Genomic DNA, 21,394 nt, shown 5'->3' with positions numbered 1-21,394 from the left:
GGGCAACGTTCCGTAGACGCTCCTTACTCGCTCCAGGCAATCCTCTCGTAGATCTCGCGCAGCGTCTTCTCCTTCGCGGGATGAAGGAAACCGACCCACGAGAGCTTGCCTAACAGGTGCGCCGCGAAGTCCGCATGGCCTTCGCGATTCTGTGACTGCGGACCGTGGCGCACGCAGTTTGTCAGGATCGCCTTAAGCCGGTCGAATTCGCGGCGGTCGAGGTTCGGCCGCTCGTTCAAGACGATGCCAGCAGCGTGCTGCTTCTGCCCCTGTCGCATCACACGGGTCTTGCGATGATTCGGATGGAAACCCTCTTCCAAGATCACCGCACCCGCGATGACGACGAAGCGCTTCACTTGCCGCGCGAAATCCTCGCCGCCGGAGAACAGCAGGTCATCGGCGTAACGCGTGTAGTTCGCTCCTGCCGCCTTCGCGAGACCGGCCAGACGGCAATCGAGCCGGAATGCGCAGAGGTTCGCCAAGGCAGGCGAGGTCGGCGCGCCTTGGGGGAGGTGTGGCGTTGCCAGTCGTCTCCTCGCCGCCCATGGCAGCGACTTTTCCGCCAAGACCGCCGCAGGAGCCGCATGAATGGCCAAGCGAGTCAACGCGCGGGCTACCGGCTCGGGATAGCCGGCTGTTAGAAGCACCCGCAGCACACGCATCGCGGTGATGGAGGGAAAGAAGTCCTCAAGATCGAAGCGAACCAAGACGTGCTTGCCGGCGTGCGGTGCCACAAAATCGCGGACCGAGCTTCCTTTCCTGAATCCCTTCGCCGCTTCGTGCGGAGGGATCGAATCGAGGATCCTCCGCAGCACCTGCCGCTGGGCATGCTTCAGCAGCGCCTTCGGCATTTCGATCAGCCGGAGCCCGCCGCTTTTCTTCTCATGCCAGCAGTGGCGGTAGTGCTCCGCCGTGCCGTAGGCGGTCAGCCAGCCGAGGTCGTCGGAATGCAGTCCCAGCTCCCCCGACAGCTCACCCAGCGTGGCAATGGGCGGCACCGGCCACGACCGCGGCGCTCCCTCCGCGGGAGCCATGCCCAGCTCCACGAATGCCGGCAGGATCCTCCCCTGCCCCGCGATCCACGCTTTTAGAAACGGCGGATGGGCGGCAATCCGCTCCGCCACCTCCCGCACGGTCGGCCGCGGTTGCGCGCCAAATTCCCGGCTCAGCTTTTCCACCAGTGTAGCCAGCCAGCGCGCCTTTCGCAAATCCCCGACCAGCGGCTCCGCCCGCGCCACCATCGCCGCCGGATCATCCAGCGGCCCGGCCGTCAGCGCGGCGGCGAGGAGTCGGATGTGATGGGCTCGGGAGGGCATTTTGAAACGAAACGCGGATGGATGCGGGGAGGCACCGCCCGCCAACGCGTCCGGTCTGGCGCGGGCAGTCTCACGCGGCAGCGTGATCAGGCCCTCGCCTCGGAATGCCTTGGTAATTCAATCCCCCGGGGTAGCCCCGGAGAGGCCGGGTGCGTTTCTTCACACGGCCAGCTTGGCGCACGGGCCTCCCCGCAATCCGGCTGCTAACCTAGGCTGCCGACGCCCGTCCCGTCAAAGCCTGCTCGTCCCGGTGGATTTCCCGGAAAACCGCACTGAACAATATTTTGACAAACCCAAAGCCTGCCGCTACAGACCCCGCCCCCGGCCGCGAAAACCGCGCGGCGGGATCCTGAATCCTCACGCCCATTTCGTCATGGCCAAGAAGCACGTCCTCAAAGCCGAACCGCGCGCACGCTCCGGTTCCGGTGTCCTCAAACAATTGCGCCGCGAGGGCTGGGTCCCTTCCGTTATCTACGGACGTGGCACCGAAAACAAGAACCTGAAGGTCGACGCCAAGGCCTTCGGCGAGATGCTGGCCCACGCCACCTCGGAAAACATTCTCATCAATCTGGACCTCGGCGGTGCCAATCAGCTCGCCTTCCTCCAGTCCGTCCAGCACGACCCGCTTTCGGGCAAGCCGCTGCACATCGACTTCCTTTCCGTCGACGAGAACTCGGAAATCACCGCCCACATCCCAGTGCACCTTACCGGTGAGCCTGCTGGCGTGAAGGCCGGTGGCCTGCTGGAGCAGCTCGGCCACACCCTCGAAGTGCGCTGCGTCGCCTCCGTGCTTCCGGAAATCCTCGAGTTCGACGTGACCCACCTGAACGAAGGCGACTCGCTGCACATCGGCGACGTGAAGCTTCCTGCCGGTGTTGCCGCGACCCACGCTGCCGACGTCGTCATCGCCCACGTGGCGAAGAGCGCCGCCGCTGTCTCGGAAGCCGCTGCCGCGACTGCCTGATCGGCCATTCCTTCTTGAAAGCCCGGTCCGCACGAGCGGCCCGGGCTTTTTCGCACCCGGACCTGTTCTCTTGGAAACCGAAGCCTCCATCCCCCTCGTCGTCGGCCTCGGCAATCCCGGCCGGCAGTATGAGAACACCCGCCACAATGCCGGGTTCATGGTGCTGGATCGCCTCGCGCTGCTCGCCGGCGCGCCCTTCGAGTCGAAGCCGAAGTGGCAATCCCACATCGCCAAGCTCCCCGGCTCCGGGATTCTACTCGTGAAGCCCCAGTGCTTCATGAATCTCAGCGGCCGCCCGCTCCGCCAGATCGCCGCATTCCACAAGTGGACGCCGGAGCAGATCCTGGTGGTCTATGACGATGTCTCACTCCCCCTCGGCAAGCTGCGCTTCCGCGAAAAAGGCAGCGCCGGCGGGCACAATGGCATCAAGTCCATGATCGAGCACCTGGGCAGCGACGCCTTCCCCCGTCTCAAGGTCGGCATCGGCGCCTCGGAGCCCGGAAACATGACCGGCCACGTGCTTGGAACCTTCCGCGAAGAGGAGCGTGACCTGCTTGAAAACACACTTGCAAGGGCCGTTGCAGCTGTGCAGCTTGCGCTCTCCCAAGGCCTCCCGGCCGCCGCCAGTTTTTACAATAGTAATAACGGAACCATCTAACCAAAACGTCCGCACATGAGCCGCAAGTACGAAGGACTCGTCGTCCTCAACACCAAGTCGATCGAAGGCACCCTTGAAGACCTCGTCGCCACCGTCAGCAAGGAAATCGAATCCGAAGGTGCCAAGGTCGCCGACGTCTCGCAACTCGGTCGCCGCAAGTTCTCCTATGCTTCGAAGCACTTGGAAAGCGGCCACTACGTGACCTACTCCTTCAAGGCCGAGCCGGAAACGATCACCCGTATCCAGGCCAAGCTTCGCCTGAACACGAACGTTCACCTGCAGCACTTCTCGCGCGTCGCCTGAGATTTCGCTTGAGCTGTTCTCACGAACAGCTCACTTCTTTTCCTTTGCCCTAACTAGCCTGACTTTTCCCTGCCATGGCCAATCTCAATAAAGTGATGTTGATCGGGAACCTCACCCGTGATCCTGAAGTCCGTTACACTCCCAAAGGAACCGCTGTCGGTGATCTCGGCCTGGCCGTGAACCGCCGCGTTTCGGATGGCAATGGCAACTGGTCCGACGAGACCACCTTCGTGGACATCACCGTGTGGGGCACCAATGCGGAGAACGCCCAGAAGTTCCTCACCAAGGGCCGCGGCGTCTTCGTCGAAGGCCGCTTGCAGATGGATACCTGGGAGGACAAGCAGTCCGGCCAGAAGCGCAGCAAGCTCAAGGTCGTCGCCGAAGTCCTGCAGTTCCTGCCGGATGGCAAGCAAGGTGCAGGTGGTAGCGGCGGTGGCAGTGGCCCGCGTCCCGGCAATGGAGACGGCAATGGCGGCGGCTACTCACAGCCTCGCCAATCCTCCGGTCCGCCGCAAGGCGGCTCACCAGCCGGTTCCGGCGAGTACCACGACGAGGAAGACGACATTCCCTTCTGATCGTCTGATCTGATCTATCTGAAAAAGGCCGGGCAGCAATGCCCGGCCTTTTTCGTGTAGGGTTCATCGCTCCAACGGCCTGGGTTCTGGGCTCTGGGCTCTTCGTCGCAACGCGACGCCTCAGAGCATCTTCACCACCACGCCCAAGGCCGCGCAAACCCCGAGCACCGGAATCACGCCGATCCTGAACCGCTCCATCGCCACCCAAGTGCCAACGGCCGCCAACGCGACGAAGACGTCGAACTTCCCCTCCGCTGGAACCAGCGCGTGCAAGGCGAACCAGATGGCGAGATTGAGGATCACCCCCACCACCGCGGCAGTCACCGCGGTGAGCATGGTCGCCACCACCTTCCGCTCGCGCAGTCCCTCCACATGCGGTGCGCCGAGGAACACGAACATGAAGCACGGCAAGAACGTCACCCACGTCGTGATCCCCGCGCCAAGCATCGCCGCATGAAGCGGCGATAGCTCGCCCGGATGTTGCCAGGCGGCAACGAACCCGACGAATTGCAGCACCATGATCAGCGGCCCCGGCGTCGTCTCTGCCAGGCCAAGGCCCGCCATCATCTGCCGCTGGCCCAGCCAGCCGTAGTGCTCCACCGCCATCTGCGAGACATACGGCAACACCGCATACGCACCGCCAATCGTCACCAGAGCCGCCTTGCTGAAGAACAGCCCCTGCTGGAAATGAATCCCCTGCCAACCTAATAGAAGCCCGCAGGCCAGCACTGGCAGCCACCACAGCGTGAGGCAGATCGCCAACACCGCGAACGTCCGTCCCCAGCTCGCCGGTGGCGATGGCGGAAGTTCCACAAAGGGCGCTTCACCCACGTCGGACTTGCCATGCCCCTTCCCCGCCGGGAACTGCTTGGGGAAATGCTTTCCACCGATCCACCCGGCCAAGGCCGCGCAGAGGATGATCGCAACGAAGTTCACCTTGAAGAAGAAGATGGCGACGAACGCGAGCAACGCCACTGCCCACAGCGCGGCGGTCTTCAGCGCCTTCGAGCCAATCCGCTTCACTGCCGACACCACGATGGCGATGACCGCCGGCATCAGCCCGTAGAAGATGCCTTGGATCCACTTCACCTCACCTCCCGCCATGTAGAGCCAGCTCAGCAGGAACAGGATGAAGACCGACGGAATCACAAACAGCGCTCCCGCCGCGATCCCACCGCGCGCCCCATGCAAGCGCCAGCCGAGGTAAGTCGCGAGCTGCTGCGCCTCCGGCCCCGGCAACAGCATGCAAAAATTCAGAGCATGGAGGAAATGATCCTCACTGAGCCAGCGGCGCTTTTCGACCAGCTCCTTGTGCATGATCGCCATCTGCCCCGCCGGGCCGCCGAAGCTGATCCAGCCGAGCTTGATCCAGAAGCGCAGCGCTTCGGCAAAGGTGGGAACGGGAGGTGGAGTCATCGTCGCGCGTGCTCGCTTCAATCGCCGTCATGACGATGGCAGTCGATCCGGCATGCGCGCCATGATCGGTGGCGAAATCGAAACACGCACGCCCTTACTTCACGGATCCGGAAGGATCATCACCGCTCCTTTGACCCGTTGAGCAGCCTCAAGGCATTCACAATCACCAACAGCGTCGCCCCGGTATCAGCCAGGATGGCCAGCCACAGGCCAGCGATGCCCATGAAGGCAAGCACGAGAAAGACCGCCTTCACCACCAGGGCGAAAATGACGTTGAAGCGGATGATTCCCACCGCCCGGCGACCGGTTCGGACAGCCTCGGCCACCTTCGTCAGATCGTCCTTCATCAGGGCGATGTCCGCAGTCTCGATGGCGGTGTCGCTGCCGATCGCACCCATCGCGAAGCCGACGCTGGCCACCGCAAGCGCAGGTGCATCGTTCACTCCATCGCCGATCATGCCGACATGCTTGTGCTCGGCCACGAGCCTGCGCACGTGCTCGACCTTCTGATCCGGCATCAGGTCGCCGATGGCTTCGTCAATGCCAGCCTGCCGGGCGATCGCGGAAGCGGTGCGCTGATTGTCACCACTGAGCATGACCACCTTCGAAATGCCGGCGGCATGGATGGCCTTCAGTGCCTCGGCGACTTCCTGGCGAAGCGTGTCGGCGATGGCAATGACTCCGAGGATCTCACCCTTGCAACCCTCATGGGGCGCGTGTCCGAGGACCGCGAGCGATTGCCCTTTCGACTCGATGCCTGCGAGCAATTGCTCCACTTCCGGCGTGCAGATACCGGCCTCGTGGGCCATGCGATGATTTCCGATGAAATGGGGATGGCCATCAATGGTGGCGCGTGCTCCTTGGCCAGTGACCGAAACGTAATCGGGCGCCGGATCGAAGGCGAGAGCACGGGCACGCGCTGCTTCAACAATGGCGGCAGCGAGCGGATGGCCGGAGTGACTGTTGATGGCAGCAGCACGGCGCAGGATCTCTTCCTCGGAAAGGCCGGCGACAGGCGAGACGCCGACCACCTCCGGCTTGCCGCGGGTGATGGTGCCGGTTTTATCCACGGCCAGCGCGCGAAGCTTGCCGACTTCCTCAAGATACACGCCACCCTTCACCAGCACACCCCGACGTGCCAACGCCGTAAGCCCCGAAACGATGCTCACCGGTGTCGCAATCACCAGTGCACAGGGACAAGCGATGACGAGCAGCACCAGCGACCGATAGACCCAGGCACTCCACGGCTGCCCCATCAGTAGCGGCGGGATGATCGCCACGAGCAGTGCCATCACAAACACCGCCGGCGTGTAGATCGTGGCGAAGCGATCGACCCAGCGCTGCGTCGGTGGCTTGTGTTCCTCTGCCTCGCCCACGAGCTGGATGATACGCGCCAGGGTGGATTCACTGGCGGCCTTGGTGACGCAGACTTCCAGCGAGCCCTCGCCATTGACGGTTCCGGCGAAGACCGGATCGCCGGGCGCCTTGTCCACCGGCACGGACTCACCGGTGATGGGCGCTTGATTGACCGAGGAGCTACCGGAAATCACCTCGCCATCGAGCGGGATACGACTGCCGCTGCGGACCCGGACTTTTGAGCCCTTCTCCACTTCCGCGACTTTGACCTCACGTTCCGAACCATCGTCTCCAACAACGACGGCCGTGGGCGGCGACAAATCCAACAAAGCGGCAACAGCACGACGTGCGCGCGTGCCGGCCCATGACTCCAGCAGCTCCGACAGGGAGAACAGGAACACCACTGCGGCGGCTTCACCATGCTCGCCGATGACCCAGGCCCCAATGACCGCCACGGCCATCAAGACGTTCATGTCGAGACGGCGGCCTAACAGGGCCTTCCACGCAGCGGGAAAGACGAGCAATCCCCCGGCGATCGTGGCGAGTGCGAAAGCAGCGGTCTTCAGCCACTCCGGCCCCGCATGAAACCATTGGAGCAAAAGGCCGGCACCCGTCAGCACGCCGGAAGCCGCGACCAGGAACGTGCGCGGCAGAGGAGAGTCGTCATGACCATGCTCGCAGCAGGATCCGTGGTTGTCCCGGGATGGTGCGCAACTCATGACCAGAAGGTTGGCGTGTTAGGATGATTGGCCAGCAAAGAATGTCCGACAGGCAACGAGAGCTCCTTCCCGTGCCTTGCATCGGGAAGGAGCCAGTAGCTACTCAATGCCCGTGATCGGGACCTTATTCGCCGCCGTGCGCACACGTGCAGGCATACTCCGCATGCTCGCAGGTCGGACACTTGGCGAGATTCACATTGAACTTCTCGGTGACCGTTTTTGCCTCCTTGGAGATCTTCACCTGAAGGACGATGGGCATCTCGTTGCCTTCCGGCAGCGACTTGTCGGATAGCAATGATTCGCCATCCTTGGCAAAGGCCAGCTTGGTGGGCTTTGCACGTTCGCCGCCGATGGCGGTCGCGGTCTGCTCCTTCAAGGCGACCGCCTTGCCGTCTTCACCCAGGAAGGTGATCTTCACCTTCCGCTCGGGCGTCACGAAGAACTCAAAGTGCGGATCGGTGGCGGTCACGATCCGGCCCCCATTCGGTCCGGCTTCTTTCTTGGCGTGTTCGTGCGCGTGCTCGGCTTTGTCGCCGTCCTTGTGCTCGTGCTCATCGGCAGCACGGAGAGCAGGTGAGAAGGCAAGGCCGAAGACGGCGAGGAGGATGCTGATGTTCGTTTTCATGGTTATTCTTGGTAGTCGGTTGTCGTTAGGTTGGTAGTGGCGCCCGTTCCCAGTGAGACGGGCAGCCGCTTGGTTCATTCAGTGAGATGCAGCGGATTCGAGTTCGATGGATTTGGCGGCGGCCCTGCGGCCGAAGGTGAAGAAGACCGCGGGCGTGACGCCGAGCCCCAGCAGGGTGCTGGTGACCAAGCCACCCACGATCACGACAGCCACCGGGTGAAGGATCTCCTTGCCGGGTTGATCCGCAGCCATCACCAGCGGGATTAGGCCGATGCCAGCGGCAAGCGCGGTCATCAGCACGGGAACGAGCCGTTCCTTGGTTCCGCGGATGACCATCTTCTTGGAGAACTTTTCCCCCTCATGCTGCATCAGGTGCAGGTAGTGGCTGATCAGCATGATGCTATTTCGCGCGGCCACGCCTGCCACGGCGATGAAGCCGACCAAGGTGGCGATGCTGATATTGTTCAGCATGAAGTAGGTCAGGATGAGCCCGCCGACCATCGCCAGCGGGATATCGCAGAGCACTTGGAGCGCGAAGAATGGCGTCCTGAAGTAGCCGTAGAGAAGGAACCCGATCACCAGCAGGATCACCGCAGTGAAGATCGCGATCCTTTGCGTGGCATCCTGCTGCGCCTGGAACTCGCCCTCGAACTTCACGAAGTAGCCTTCGGGCAACTTCACCTTGGCCTTCACCTCTTCCTGAAGCTTCACGACCAGGTTTGAGACATCACGCACCGTCGGCTTGATGGCCAGGGCGAAGCGCCGCTGGCTATCCTCGCGGAAGATCACGTTCGGGCCCTTCGCTTCCCTGACGTCCGCCACCAGTGAAAGCGGGACACGATGCCCGTCGCCGGTTTCGATCGGGATCTGCGCGATCTTGTTAGGCGAGTCGCGCCATTCCAATGGCAGGCGGGTGACGAGGTTCACCGCGCGCTGGCCATCGCGAAGTTCGGCAACCTCCTTCCCTCCGACGAGCGCCGAGAGTTGCTCGTTGAGATGGCCGGGAGCGACACCGTAGGCACGCGCGCGATCGCGGTCTGCTTCAATCCGGAGCTGTGGGATTGAGGACGTCTGGTCGAGCTTGCAATCCTCGAAGCCCGGGATGGTTTTGCAGATCGATTGGATCTCAACGCCGATCTTGCGGAGTTCTTCGAGATCGGGCCCGAAGATCTTCACCGCCACCGGAGCCGAGACGCCGCTGAGCATGTGCCCGATACGGTCGGCAAGCGGCCCACCGACGACAGCGAAGACACCGGGCACCGTCCTGATCTTCTTGGTGATATCTTCGAGGATCACATTCCGGTCACGACCCGTGCCCTTCTGCTCCCCTTCCGGCTCGCGGAAATCGACATCGAACTCGGCAGTGGAAACCGGCACCACGTGGTCACCACGTTCCGCCCGGCCGAGCCTGCGGCCGACCTTCCGGACCTCAGGAACCGAGAGGATCTGCTGCTCGATCATGTCCGAGATCTTGTTCATCTCCTCCAACGAGGTGCCGGGGGCACTGGTAACGGCGACCAAGGCGGTCTCCTCCTTGAACTTCGGCAGGAAGTCCTTCCCCATCTTCGGATAGAGCGAAAACGCCACCGCGACGATGACCGCCACGATGGCGAACATCAGCAATGGCTGGTTCAGGCTGAAGCGGAGCCACACATGCTCCAGCACCCACTTCATCGCACGGGTCACGATGCCGTCCTTGTGCTCATGGCCCGCCTTCGGATTCAGCAGGAAGGAACACAACACCGGAATCGCCGTGAGCGAGACGATGAAAGACGCGATCATCGAGATGATCGTGGCGATCGCGATGGGAGCGAAGAGCTTGCCTTCCACACCGGTCAACCCCAGCAGCGGAAGGAACACCAGGATGATCAGGACGGTGGCGTAGAGGATCGAATTCCGCACCTCGCCCGAGGCCCTGGCAATGACCGCCAGACGTGGATGAGGCGTGGCGAGGGCAGCGTTCTCCCTGAGTCGCCGGAAGACGTTCTCCACGTCCACGATCGCATCGTCCACCACCATCCCGATGGCTACGGCGAGGCCGCCGAGGGTCATCGAGTTCACACTGATCCCCGCCCACTTGAAGATCAGCACCGTGATGCCGAAGGACAGCGGCATCGCCAGTAGCGTGATGAAGGTGGTGCGGAAATTCAGCAGGAAGATGAAGATCACGATGGTCACCATGATCGCACCATCGCGGATCGCCTCGGTGAGGTTGCCGATGGCGTGATCGATGAAGTCCTTCTGCTGGAATAGCAGCGTGGTCTCGATCCCTGACGGATAGGATGCCTTCAAGCCTTCAAGGGCATCATTGATCTCCTTGGTCAGCGCCCGGGTATCGAAGCCGGGAGCCTTGGTGATCGACATGATGACCCCGTAGGTCGGCGTCTTTTCAGGACTCTGGCTGACGGTGGCGTCTCCGCGCATCGGCTCGATTCCCCAGACCACATTGGCGACATCGCTGATGGAGATCGGGCGGTCGTTGACCGTCTTGATGACGGTACTGGAAATATCGCCGAGCTGCACGCTCATCGCGAGATTCCGCACCATGATCTCGGTAGTGCCGGTATTGATGAAGCCGCCAGTGGTCGTGGTAGCGGACTCCTGCGCGGCCTTCTCGAGCTCCTCGAAGCTCACGCCATTCGCCTGCATGCGATAGGGATCCGGCTGGATCTCGATCTGCTTGACCCCGCCGCCCATGTTGAGGATCTCGGCAATGCCGGAGACGCTCTGGAGCCGGCGCTTGATCGTCCAGTCGGCCAACGAGCGGACGTCGCTGGGCGACATGTAGCCGGGTTCGCCTTCCTTTATCTTGGATCTAACACCTACCAGCAGGATCTCTCCCATCAGCGACGCGACCGGCGTCATGAAGGGCTGCACGCCATCCGGCAGCTGTTCGCTCACGCCCTGCAAGCGCTCCTGCACCATGGTGCGGGCCTTGTAGATGTCGGTGTTCCAGCCGAACTCGGCATAGACCAGCGAGAGCGAGACATCGGAGTTCGTGCGCAAGCGGGTGAGCCCCGCCACGCCCATCAGTGCGCTTTCGATCGGCTGCGTGACGCGCATCTCCACTTCCTCCGGCGAGAGACCCGCCGATTCCGTGAGGATGATGACGGTCGGCTTCGAAAGGTCAGGCAGCACCTCCACCGGAAGTTCGGTCGAGGTGCGGAAACCCATCACCATCAGGATCAGTGCAAGGCCGATGACGATCGCCCGGTTTGCGAGCGACCAGTGAATCAGTTTATTGAGCATGATTCAGTGGGCCTCGGGGGTTGGGGTGACTTCTTCTTCCTCTGGCGCGGTGCCACGCTTCCTGGTGAAGAGCGAGGCGAGCAGCAGCACGAAGAGGACGATGCTGATGTACATCCAGACGGGGTTGGCATTGCCGCCACCCGCATTCTCAGGCGGCAGGCCTGCGGCAGCCCGCTTCTTCGCGGCCATCTCCGCCCGCTTCTCCGGTGTCAGTTCGCTACCGTCTTCCGCGTGCTCGTGGCCGTGGGCGGCATCGAGCGCTTCCTTCAGCGAGATGCTGCCACCACCGGCGAAGGACAGCGAATAGGCACCACGCGTCACGACTTCATCCGCGGGCAAGATCCCACTGACGATTTCCACCGCGCGGTCATTCATTTCCCCGACCTCGACCGGTGTCTTGATGAAGGCGTGTTCGAGATCGAAGTCCTTCACGTAGACATAGCGCTTGCTCGCCTCGCCTTGGAGCGCGGCACGCGGCACGCTGAGCACGTTCTCCCGCTTGCTGATGACGATCGAGAACTCGGCACGCATGCCGGGACGCAACAGGCCGCCGGTATTCGGCAGGCGGAAGATCGCATCGATGGTTCCGCTCTCGCGATCGGCTGAATTGCCGAAGCGGAGCAGTTCACCGTCGAAGTCGCCCCCGGGCACCGCCGCGACGCGGATGTGTGCCTTGGTCCCCGCCTTCATGGTGCCAGCCTGATGCTCCGGGACACGGGCAATCGCATACACCTCGCTGAGATCGATGATTTCTAACAGCGCCTTGTCCGGCTCGGCAGGCTCGCCAAGGCGAGCAGCGCTGCTCATCACAATGCCGCCGGCGGAAGCACGGATATCGATGACCGGTGGCGGGTCGCCGGGTTGACGGCTTTCCACCTTCGCGACCACTTGATTCGCCTGGACGGTATCGCCGGGAGAGACACCGAGCTCGACGATGCGGCCGGAGATCCTGCTGCTCACGGCAGAGGCACGGCTCGGGATCGATTCGATGCGCCCCAGGGAGAAGACGGATTCCTCGAAGGTCGTCTCTTCAGCGACGACCGTTTCGATGCGGAGGTTCTTCACCCCGGTCTCATCGAGGACGATGGTGTTGCTGGAGGTGGCCGCCGCGAAAAGTGCGGGCGGAATGAATGAGAATGCCGCGGTGCCAATAGCGGCCAAAATTTGGCGTCGAAATTTCATGAATAGGAAGGAGGTCACGGTTTTGCCAAGGCGCTCTCGTAGCGCACGCGGGCGAGGTGAAACTGGCGCAGCGCATCAAGCCGCGCGGCCAGCAGTTGGACGCGCTTCTCGCGCATGCGGAACACGGTTTGGAGTTCGCCCTGACCCTTGCGGTAGGCGTCCTCCGCGGCCTTTGCCTGCTCTTCGGCGAGCGGCAGCAAGGTCTCACCGGTCTCGGCGAGCAGCTTCTGCCACTGCTCCATCTCGGCTCGCGCTGCTTCCGCTTCCAGATGAATGGAGCGGGCCAGGGCACTAGCCTCCTTGTCCTTGCGCTCCTTGAGGGCCTGGGCCTCTTGGATCGCACCCTCGTTCTTGTTCCACAAGGGCAGCGGGAACTTGAAGCGCACGCCGACCAGCGCCTCCTTGTCGTAGCCTTCCGGAGCATCCTCCGTCTTCTCGGCACCGGCGAAGATGCCAGCTTCGACATCATCGTAGCGCTTGGCCTGTTCGAGTGCCACGCCTTTCGCCGCGGCATCCGCTTGCAATACGGCGGCCTGATAGTCGGGACGGCGGACATGATCGACGGCAGCCGTCGGAAGGGCAGGCACGGGCAAGGTGCCACTGACCATCAGCGTCTCCGCCGGCATCATGCCGAGCAGCGGCTTGAGCGTGCCCACAGCGGCGGTTTCGGAGGCATCCAGCTGGCGCATTTCCAAGGCCAGACTGGCGGCCTCGAGCTTCGCCTGACCGGCATCGAGCCTGGAACCCTCGCCTTTGTCGGCGACAGCGGACAGGAAGTCCGCGAACTCCTTCGATAGAGCTGACTGCTGGTTCAGCAGCTCGCGGCGACTGCGGATCGCCAGCACATTCACCACGCCCTCACGGGCCTCGGCGATGATCTGGCGCTCGACTTCGCGGACCTCCGCTTCCGAGGACTTGTACTCGGCAAGCGTGACGTCCTTTTCAAGCCGCAACCGGTTGGTGAGCGGGAAGCGCTGGTTGAAACCGATCTCGAGCTTCCGCTCGCGATAACGCGGGTCGTGACTGATTTCGGTTTCGATCTCGGGATTGGCCAAGCGGCCGGACTGGTTCATGCGGCCGAGCGCCTCGCGGATGCGCAGGCGGGCGGCGGCAAGGTCGGGATTCTGGGCGCGGACCCGGTCGCCGACACTGGCGAGAGAGACCACCACCCCCGGCTCCGCCCGGACCGCGGAAGCCGTGATGAGGAGTGCCAAGATGGCACTTGGGAAAAATGAATGCATGAATGAAAAAGGTAGAGGTCGCCCCACTGACGGCGGGGCACGGACCTGGTGATTTTCCTAACAGGAGATCCGCCGGACAAAGGGGTCACGAGGCGGAAGACATCGCGCCACGCGGGCACGATGGAGCATCAAGAAGGGACGCTCAGATCAAAGGAGGCTTATCCAGGGCAAACACGGGCTCATCCGGCGGCCGGGCCGAGGCCCACGACACACCAAGCCACTGCGCGTCGAGCGACACCTGACGCTGTGCTAACAGCTCCACTCCCGCCAGCGGTGCCGGATGGCAGCAGGCATGGGTGTGATGGCTGTGCGGTCCCGGAGGACAGTCGGACGAGTGATGATCATCATCCCCCGCATCGTGGTCATGTCCGCAGCACTCGGTCTGCACGCCCTTCGGATGCACATGATCCAAATCGAGCACACGGGCACACAGCCCGGCGATCACGCCGAACACCATGAGCCATGCAAACACGCTGCGCACGCTCACCAGAAAGCCCCGATTATAGATCACGGCAAGCCGATTTTCTCAGCTACCCCGGCCGCACCTCGCACCAACCCCGGCTCCAGGTTACCCGCAGCCGCAGTCCGAATAGCGCGCTCAAGAGCTCATTCTTCAAAGCCTTGCGCTTCGGCGCATCGACCCGCACGGCACCCTTTTCCAACAAGATCACCCGGTCGATTTCCGGTGGAATCTCCCCCGGGTGATGCGTGACCAGCACCAGCGTATGACCCTGGCCGAGCAACTCTCGCATGACCGCGGTCAGCCCCATCGAGGCGCTGAAATCGAGCGCAGTGGACGGTTCGTCCAGCACCAGCACCTCGGGATCGTGAACCAGCGCCCGCGCGATCAGGAAGCGCCGGCGCTCCCCGGACGAGAGGGTTCCAAATTCACGCTCCGCCAGATGAACCACGCCGAGCCGGCTCATCGCCGCATCCGCCGCGGCGCGCTCCTTGGCAGAGAATCGCATGTCGCGCGTGCGCCCGAAGGCACCCCGCAGCGACGAAAGCACCACATCCCGCGCCACCTCCTCCCGTTCGAAGCGGGCGATATCCTCCGGCATCACCACTCCGATCCGGTGCCGCAGCTCCTCAAGTGACCAGAGCTCCTCGCCGAAAAGACGGCAGACGGTTTCCGGATTTGCCTCCGGCCGGACCTCGCCGGTCAGCAGCTTGAGCAGCGTGCTCTTGCCGGCACCATTCGGGCCGAGGATGGCCACGCTCTCACCGTGGCGAAGGGTCAGTGAGAAATCGCGAAGGGCGCGGGTTTCCCCACGCCACACGGTCGCATCGCGAATTTCCAGAAAGGGCTCGTGCTCCACGCGCCTGATGCCGCCGCGACGCTGGCAGCATGGCCAGCTTTTTCCGCGGCGGATTACTTCGCCTCAGGCTGTGCCTCGGCACCCGGCGTCTTGTTTCCAAGCAGCTTGCCAACGAAGCCGAGCTTGTCCTGCACGTCCTTGTTGCGCTCGGTGGTGGTCCGTTGACCGCCGCTCATGCTCTTCATGGCACCGTCGATCTCTTCGCCATTGCCCTTGGGCACCGAGTCCGGGTCGACGCCCATCGCGCGGGTCGCGTCGGCGATCTGGTTGCCATGATTGCCGATCTTCTCGAGCTGCTTGTCGAAATTCTTCTTGGTGTTCGCCAGCGACTTCACGTCTTGCACCGACGCCTTCATCAGAGGGACGATCTTGGCGACCTTGGCCTGGGCCGAGGGGCTCACCGCGAACCAACCACCCAAGGCGGCCAGCATGGCGAGAAGAGAGCAGGTGACGGCCAGGCTTTTGCGCTTGTGTGACTTCTCCTTAGTCGCGTCGCGCTCCTCGATCATCGCGCGGAGTTCCGGGCAACCTTCATCCTTGAAGGGCTTGGCTTCCGGTTGGAGGCCTGCCTCGGTCACCGGCATCGAAGGAGTGACGGGAGCGGCTGGCTCAGCTTTCGCAGTCGGCTCGATCGGAGCAGCCGTCGGAATGGCACGCAGCTTTTCCGGATCCGCCATGAACGTGGACGGCTTCGGAGCGCCTGCTGGCGACGGAGCGGAGCGGAGAGCGGCCATCGCGAGTTGTTGGATCTTGTCTTGAGCGGTCATGGGAGGAACGGGGTGAAGGGTGATTGCGTTCGACATGGCCACTATTCGGGATTCTTAACTAGTTTCCCATTACGTAATCGCGTGAGACCCTGGATTTCAAAAAACCTACGTATTCACGGGGGTTTAGTCTTCGCATTTTCGCAAATTACGCACCAGGATCCTCAAACCCGCACGACCACCACCCCCGCCTCGTCCACGCCCGTCTCGTAGGTCTCCACCCCGGCCTCGTAGGTCGCCACGCGAACCTTCTCCGGACAAAACACCGAACGGCCGGTCAGGATATCGAACTCCCAGCCGTGCCACGGACAACGCAGGATCTCCCCTTCCCTCGTCCACCGGAATTCGCCCACGGCGGATGGCTCATTCATTCCCGTCACGATGCCCTGGCACAGCTCCGCTCCGGCGTGCGGGCACAAATTACGAAGGGCATAGTAGTTCCCGTGCACATTGAAGACGCCGATCGAGCGGCCGTCACCGGCATCGATGATCTTCCGCGACCCCGGCGGCAGCTCCGCCGCAGGGCAGACAGGGATGGTTCGCTTCTCTCTCACAGCCGGTAGAGCTCTGCCGCGTTCTTCCAGAAAATCCGCTCCTTCATTTCCTCCGGCAAGCGGGGAAACGCCCGCAGCGGCGAGTCATTGTCCCAATGCGGATAGTCGCTCGAAAACATCAGCGTCCGCTCCGCCTGCATCATGTGCAGCAGTTCTAACAGCTGGTCATTCGACGGCGGCTCCTCCACCGGCTGGCTGGTGAAGCGCACCCGCTCCAGCACGTATTCGCTCGGTGGACGGTCCAGCCATGGCACGGTAGAACGCAAGCCCTTCCAATTCTTGTCCAGCCGCCACAGCAGATGCGGCACCCAGCCGAAGCCGCCCTCGACCATCACGAAGCGCAGCTCGGGAAATTGGCTCATCGCGCCACGGCACAGCAAGCTTGTGAGCTGGGCCATGAAGTTCTGGGACAGATTCGTGTGCCACTCCAGATAGCTTGCGGGAAAGCCGGCGCTGAATTGCCCGGCGACTCCTTTCCCCTCGGCACCGGGGTGGACGGCCACCGGCAGCCCTGCCTCGCAGGCCGCCTCATAGATCGGCCAGTAAATGCGATCGCCGAGCGGGATGCGCGTCGCGCTGGTCATCACGACTTGCACGATCCGCTCCGATCCGGCGACCCGCCGGATTTCGGCAGCGGCGGCGGTTGGGTCGAGCAGGTTGATCAGCATGCTGCCGAGAAAGCGGGGATCCGCAGGCAGCCATTTTTCCCGCAGCCAGTCATTGTGAGCGCGTGCGATCTCGTTGCCAAAGTGGGTGTCGGGATGGACACCCACCGTCAGCAGCTTCGCCTCGATCAGCACCGCGAAGTCCACGCCGTAGGCATCCAGCAATTGCTCCCGCATCTTCTCCGGCAGCGAACCCGCTGGTTCGCCCTGCGGCCCGCGCGCATCGACACGCCGGACGCCGGTCGGATGCGGCAATCCCGGCCCGCCCGGCAGCACCAGCCCCTGGGTGCGAAAATAAGCCGGTAACCTGGAGACAATTTCGTCCGGATAAAGCGGTGTACAGTGCACATCGCAGTCAATCAGCGACCACTGCCCCTTCACCTTGCTCTCGCCCTCCATGGACTGATCCATTGCACGGATTTGTTCCGAAGAAAAGCCATCGCGTCTTAACCGTCGCTTCACGATCCGTGTGAAAGATTACGGATACCGGCCCTAGCCATGAATCCACTTGCTTCAGGAATCACCGTCGCGAAATCGGGAAACCGTGGTTTGTTACCCATCGTGCCTTTTCTTCCCCGCATCCTGGCTGTGCTTGCCATCGCCACGGGCTTTGCCATGGCGGAGGACGCCTATGTCGAGGGCGAGGTGCTGGTCACCTTCAAGCCCACCGTCGACAACACCGGCGCAGATGCCGCACTGGCCCGCCGCTCGCTGGCAGTCGCGCAGCGCTTCGACCGCATTTCACGCCAACGCGGCAAGGTTTCCACCTTGGTCCGTGAGAAGAATCGCGGCACCGCCAAGCTCATCGCCGAACTCAAGGCCGACCCCACCGTGGAAACCGTGGAGCCGAACTACATTCGCCACGTCTCGGCGGCAGCAAGCGGCGATCCCGATTTCACCAAGCTCTGGGGCCTTCATAATACCGGCCAAACCGTTAATGGTGTCGTCGCCACCGCCGGGGCCGATACACGCTTCTCCGAGGCCTGGGCGCTTGCCCGACAAAACGGGCCGGAAGTCGTCGTGGCCGTCGCCGACACCGGCCTTGATCTCACCCATCCCGACCTCTCCGGAAATCTGTGGACCAATCCCGGCGAGATCGCCGGCAATGGCATCGACGACGACGGCAACGGCCGCATCGACGACGTCCATGGCTTCGACTTTACCGCCAATACCGGCTCCATGTCCGACTCCGGCGAGCACGGGACCCACGTCGCCGGCACCATCGCCGCCACCGGCGGAAACGGCCTCGGCATCACCGGCCTGCAATTCCATGCGAAACTGCTGCCACTGAAGGTATCCAGCAACGGCGAATCGATCACATCATCGGCTGTTCTCTCCGCCTTCGACTATGCGGTGAGCATGAAGGCGCGCGGGGTGAACATCGTCGCAATCAATGCCTCCTTCGGCGGCAGCTCTTCTTCCTCTACCGAGCTGGCCGCCATCCAGGCCTTGCGCGATGCAGGCATCGTCCTCTGCGCCGCGGCCGGAAACTCCGCCGCGAACAACGACACCACCGCCAGCTATCCGGCCAACTACGCCGTCTCCAACATCATTTCCGTCGCCGCACTCACTCCCACGAACCAGCTCGCCAGCTACTCGAACTATGGTGCGACCACCGTCGATCTCGCCGCGCCCGGCAGCGAGATCTATTCGACCCTGCCGCTCCCCTACGTGTCGCAGACCGCCTTGAAAATCGGCAGCACCAACTACTCGGCGAGCTACATCGAGTATTCGGGAACGACCGGTTCCTCCGGCCTCACGAAATCGATCTACAACTGCGGCATCGGCCAGACCGGCCAATTCCCTTCCGCGGTCTCGGGAAACATCGCTCTCATCCAGCGTGGCACGCTCACCTTCGCCCAAAAGGTCACCAATGCGATGGCTGCCGGCGCGGTTGCGGCCATCATCTACGATAACACCAGTACTTCCACCGGCGGCTGGACACTCGGCGAGGGCAGCAATTTGATCCCCGCCATCCGCATTTCCCAGGCCGATGGCCAGTCCATCGCCGCCTTGGCCCTGCCGGTCTCGGCCACCTTCACGCGTTTCGTCGATTTCGCGAACGCCTATCAGTATCTGGATGGCACTTCGATGGCGACGCCCCATGTGACCGGTGCCGTCGCTTTCGCCGCGATGAATTTCCCTTCGGAAACCATGGCCCAGCGGATCTCGCGGATCGTCAACCATACCACCGCGGTTTCCTCACTGTCAGGAAAGGTCCTCTCCGGCGGCAGGCTCGACCTGCTCAAGATGATCGATACTGACAACGACTCGTTGCCCGACTGGTGGGAGACCGAGCAACTCGGCACCCTTGCCTACACCGCGACGGCCGATCCCGATGGCGATGGCATCACCAATGCCGACGAGTTTCTCGCCGGCACCGCGCCTCTCAATGGTGCCAGCAAGTTCGCCTTCACCAGCTTCAACTCGAATGCCTCCGGCGTCTCCATCTCCTTTCCCACCGTCGCCGGACGAACCTATCAAATGGAGTGGTCGAACAATCCGTCCTCCGGCCCGTGGAACGCCTTCGGCAGCGTGATCACAGGAGATGGCAGCTCTCATGTGTTCGCCGACGCTGTTTCAGCCCCTTCCACGCCGCGGCGCTTTTACCGCTTGCAGGTGGTTTCCGCCGCTCCTTGAGCGTGGAGCATTCAGCTCCTCTCCTTCTTGAGCTCCCCTATCCGCATCAGCACGGTCACCAGCCAGACCAGGCAAACGAAGGCGATCCCGAACAAGGCCAGAGGCAGCCATTCATAAAGCACTATCTCCCACTGGGGCGGCGGTGGAACCTTCGCCCACGACGTTGAAATCCTCACCGGCGGACGGATCAATGCCGACGCCAGCCCGAAAACAGCCGCCCCGAGCGAACTGAACACGACTTCGGTGAGCAAGCGGCGGAAGCGATCCTGCTGCTCCGGCGGCACCACCTGGCGATCACCGGGTTCGGGAAAGTTCCATTCCTGGTCGTCCTCCATCGTCCGAAAAAAGCAAAGTCACCCGGCTCCGCCAATCCCGATCTCGACGTCCCGGCACTTGGCCATCAATTTCCGGACATGGATTTGCCCGACGCGATCGAACACTTCCTGTCCAAGCCCGGCTCCGAGGAAACCACGCCCTTCGGCCCGGACGTCCTCGTCTACAAGGTCGCGGGGAAGATGTTCGGCCTCGCGGTCCCGGAAGACTTCCCGTCCCGCATCAATCTCAAGTGCGATCCCGAGCGCGCCTTGCTGCTGCGCGACGAGTACTCCGCCATCCTGCCCGGCTACCACATGAACAAGCGCCACTGGAACACCGTGGTGCTGGATGGCTCGCTCCCATCCACCCTCGTCCGCGAATTGATCGACCACTCCTACGACCTCGTCGTCGCCGGGTTGCCGAGGGCACGGCGCGCCGAACTCAATGGTTAGGAAGGGGTTTCCCCTCAATCTTCCTTGGCACTTGGCACGTCACGCCCGGCACTCCACCCTCCCCGCATGTCCGTCGCCGAGCCCCAGAAGGAACTGCGCTTCACCCGCGCCGGGCAGGCCGTGGTCTTCGGGATCGCCGCTGCCGCCTGCGTCATGGCCGGCCTCGTGTTCTTCCTCGTCGCCCCCTACCGCGCCGATACTCCGGAACTCCCCCACCCTGCCTGGGGCCTCGTCCCTATCGGCATCGCGCTCCTGCTCGTCTGGCTCGCCGTCCACTGCGCCAAGCACGCCTACGTGCTGCTCAGCCCAATCGGCGTCGAGATTTTCCCGTTCTTCCGTCCCGCCTCGAACATGCAGGTCATCCCATGGGCGCAGATCGCCGCCGCGGACATCAATGACTCGCGGTTGACGCTTCACTTTTCCGCGGAGAAGACCGCCGGCATCCACCTCTCGCTCTCGCCGATCTCCAAGGACGGCCGCAGCTTGCTCGCCAAGGCGATTCAAGGCCGGCTTCCCGCGAGCCCTGTTGCTTCCATCTCCGATTCACCATCTCCTCACTAAATGCGTCCGCCATCCCGCCAGATCCTCACCGTCGAAGAAGCCTTTGGTGCCAACGGTTGGCACGCCGAACTGGTCGAAGGCCGCGACGTGCTGCGCTCGGTCTTCTCCGGCCACCACACGCGCATCGAGATGACCGTCCAGGCCTATCCGCCGATGAACGCGCTCGCGGTCATCGGCGAAATGCCGCTGCCGCTCGATGACGAGCACCGGCCCTATGTGCTGGAACTGCTGGCTCGCGCCAACAAGACGCTTAATCTCGGCGGTTTCGAATATGACCTCGACCGCGATCGCCTCGTCTTCCGCATCACCAATCTCTTCGACAAGGAACGCTACGATGCCGACATCGTTTCCTCCATGGTCCACTGCGCGGTGGCGGAAATGGATCGCATCGCTCCCTATGCGATGACGGTGGTCCGCACCCCGGAAGACCTGTTGGATGATCTCGACATCAAGCGCTTGCTTCAACGTGACGACTTCATCCCGCCCGTGCCCGGAGACGAAGAGGACTACATCTGAGAAT

Annotated in this window: 21 protein-coding genes; 8 read left to right on the top strand and 13 right to left on the bottom strand. The window is 62.8% G+C overall.

The annotated features are described in order from the left end of the window. Window positions 1-23: 23 nt before the first annotated feature. Window positions 24-1,316, bottom strand: coding sequence for a reverse transcriptase family protein (locus WKV53_RS19280; RefSeq protein ID WP_341406423.1), 1,293 nt, complete (start codon window positions 1,314-1,316; stop codon window positions 24-26). 373 nt (window positions 1,317-1,689) lie between these two features. On the opposite strand from WKV53_RS19280, the gene WKV53_RS19275 reads away from it, so the two are divergent. From WKV53_RS19275 to WKV53_RS19260, 4 genes are all read left to right on the top strand, one after another. Next, window positions 1,690-2,280 carry a 50S ribosomal protein L25 gene (locus WKV53_RS19275; protein WP_341406422.1) on the top strand — a complete coding sequence of 197 codons (591 nt, stop codon included), beginning with the start codon at window positions 1,690-1,692 and terminating at the stop codon, window positions 2,278-2,280. 70 nt (window positions 2,281-2,350) lie between these two features. After that, the gene (gene pth, locus WKV53_RS19270; RefSeq protein ID WP_341406421.1) at window positions 2,351-2,938 is read left to right on the top strand and encodes an aminoacyl-tRNA hydrolase; all 588 of its coding nucleotides are present in this window, start codon (window positions 2,351-2,353) and stop codon (window positions 2,936-2,938) included. A 15-nt stretch (window positions 2,939-2,953) separates the two neighbouring features. Continuing rightward, on the top strand, window positions 2,954-3,241 hold the full coding sequence (gene rpsF / locus WKV53_RS19265; RefSeq protein ID WP_341406420.1) for a 30S ribosomal protein S6: 288 nt from the start codon (window positions 2,954-2,956) through the stop codon (window positions 3,239-3,241). Window positions 3,242-3,315: 74 nt separating this feature from the next. Further along, the gene (locus tag WKV53_RS19260; protein ID WP_341406419.1) at window positions 3,316-3,816 is read left to right on the top strand and encodes a single-stranded DNA-binding protein; all 501 of its coding nucleotides are present in this window, start codon (window positions 3,316-3,318) and stop codon (window positions 3,814-3,816) included. A 120-nt stretch (window positions 3,817-3,936) separates the two neighbouring features. On the opposite strand, the gene chrA is transcribed toward WKV53_RS19260, so the two are convergent. The 11 genes from chrA to WKV53_RS19205 form a co-directional block, all read right to left on the bottom strand. Then, window positions 3,937-5,232 (bottom strand): chromate efflux transporter, encoded by a 1,296-nt coding sequence (chrA, locus tag WKV53_RS19255; protein ID WP_341406418.1) that lies wholly within the window; start codon window positions 5,230-5,232, stop codon window positions 3,937-3,939. A gap of 119 nt (window positions 5,233-5,351) precedes the next feature. Then, the gene (locus tag WKV53_RS19250) at window positions 5,352-7,307 is read right to left on the bottom strand and encodes a heavy metal translocating P-type ATPase (RefSeq protein WP_341406417.1); all 1,956 of its coding nucleotides are present in this window, start codon (window positions 7,305-7,307) and stop codon (window positions 5,352-5,354) included. A 124-nt stretch (window positions 7,308-7,431) separates the two neighbouring features. Beyond that, window positions 7,432-7,932 (bottom strand): hypothetical protein, encoded by a 501-nt coding sequence (locus WKV53_RS19245; protein WP_341406416.1) that lies wholly within the window; start codon window positions 7,930-7,932, stop codon window positions 7,432-7,434. Window positions 7,933-8,010: 78 nt separating this feature from the next. Beyond that, on the bottom strand, window positions 8,011-11,181 hold the full coding sequence (locus WKV53_RS19240; RefSeq protein WP_341406415.1) for an efflux RND transporter permease subunit: 3,171 nt from the start codon (window positions 11,179-11,181) through the stop codon (window positions 8,011-8,013). 3 nt (window positions 11,182-11,184) lie between these two features. Next, the gene (locus WKV53_RS19235; protein ID WP_341406414.1) at window positions 11,185-12,363 is read right to left on the bottom strand and encodes an efflux RND transporter periplasmic adaptor subunit; all 1,179 of its coding nucleotides are present in this window, start codon (window positions 12,361-12,363) and stop codon (window positions 11,185-11,187) included. 14 nt (window positions 12,364-12,377) lie between these two features. Then, on the bottom strand, window positions 12,378-13,604 hold the full coding sequence (locus tag WKV53_RS19230) for a TolC family protein (RefSeq protein ID WP_341406413.1): 1,227 nt from the start codon (window positions 13,602-13,604) through the stop codon (window positions 12,378-12,380). A 142-nt stretch (window positions 13,605-13,746) separates the two neighbouring features. Beyond that, window positions 13,747-14,115: a hypothetical protein gene (locus WKV53_RS19225; RefSeq protein ID WP_341406412.1), complete on the bottom strand. Its 369-nt coding sequence runs from the start codon at window positions 14,113-14,115 to the stop codon at window positions 13,747-13,749. Window positions 14,116-14,134: 19 nt separating this feature from the next. Then, complete coding sequence (locus tag WKV53_RS19220; protein WP_341406411.1) at window positions 14,135-14,923, bottom strand: ABC transporter ATP-binding protein; 789 nt, start codon at window positions 14,921-14,923, stop codon at window positions 14,135-14,137. Window positions 14,924-14,976: 53 nt separating this feature from the next. Continuing rightward, window positions 14,977-15,690, bottom strand: coding sequence for a hypothetical protein (locus WKV53_RS19215; RefSeq protein WP_341406410.1), 714 nt, complete (start codon window positions 15,688-15,690; stop codon window positions 14,977-14,979). 161 nt (window positions 15,691-15,851) lie between these two features. Then, window positions 15,852-16,241: a Rieske (2Fe-2S) protein gene (locus WKV53_RS19210; RefSeq protein WP_341406409.1), complete on the bottom strand. Its 390-nt coding sequence runs from the start codon at window positions 16,239-16,241 to the stop codon at window positions 15,852-15,854. Beyond that, entirely contained in the window at window positions 16,238-17,317 is a 1,080-nt protein-coding gene (locus WKV53_RS19205) for an amidohydrolase family protein (RefSeq protein WP_341406408.1), read from the bottom strand. The genes WKV53_RS19210 and WKV53_RS19205 overlap by 4 nt, the downstream gene beginning before the upstream one ends. Before the next feature lie 150 nt (window positions 17,318-17,467). On the opposite strand from WKV53_RS19205, the gene WKV53_RS19200 reads away from it, so the two are divergent. Continuing rightward, window positions 17,468-19,546, top strand: a complete 2,079-nt coding sequence (locus tag WKV53_RS19200) for a S8 family serine peptidase (protein ID WP_341406407.1) — start codon at window positions 17,468-17,470, stop codon at window positions 19,544-19,546. 11 nt (window positions 19,547-19,557) lie between these two features. On the opposite strand, the gene WKV53_RS19195 is transcribed toward WKV53_RS19200, so the two are convergent. Beyond that, window positions 19,558-19,881 carry a hypothetical protein gene (locus WKV53_RS19195; protein WP_341406406.1) on the bottom strand — a complete coding sequence of 108 codons (324 nt, stop codon included), beginning with the start codon at window positions 19,879-19,881 and terminating at the stop codon, window positions 19,558-19,560. Between the two features lie 78 nt (window positions 19,882-19,959). Here WKV53_RS19195 and WKV53_RS19190 point away from each other — a divergent pair, with 78 nt between their 5' ends. The 3 genes from WKV53_RS19190 (at window position 19,960) to WKV53_RS19180 (ending at window position 21,390) form a co-directional block, all read left to right on the top strand. Continuing rightward, a complete protein-coding gene (locus WKV53_RS19190; RefSeq protein WP_341406405.1) occupies window positions 19,960-20,313 on the top strand; it encodes an MmcQ/YjbR family DNA-binding protein in 354 nt (117 codons plus the stop codon). Between the two features lie 66 nt (window positions 20,314-20,379). Further along, a complete protein-coding gene (locus tag WKV53_RS19185; RefSeq protein WP_341406404.1) occupies window positions 20,380-20,874 on the top strand; it encodes a hypothetical protein in 495 nt (164 codons plus the stop codon). Next, complete coding sequence (locus tag WKV53_RS19180; RefSeq protein WP_341406403.1) at window positions 20,875-21,390, top strand: YbjN domain-containing protein; 516 nt, start codon at window positions 20,875-20,877, stop codon at window positions 21,388-21,390. Window positions 21,391-21,394: the final 4 nt, after the last annotated feature.

This window comes from Luteolibacter sp. Y139 (assembly GCF_038066715.1).
GTDB classification, from domain to species: Bacteria; Verrucomicrobiota; Verrucomicrobiia; order Verrucomicrobiales; family Akkermansiaceae; genus Haloferula; species Haloferula soli.
The sequence above is the reverse complement of the archived record's forward strand: the minus strand, read 5'-3'. Positions and strand labels throughout refer to the sequence as shown.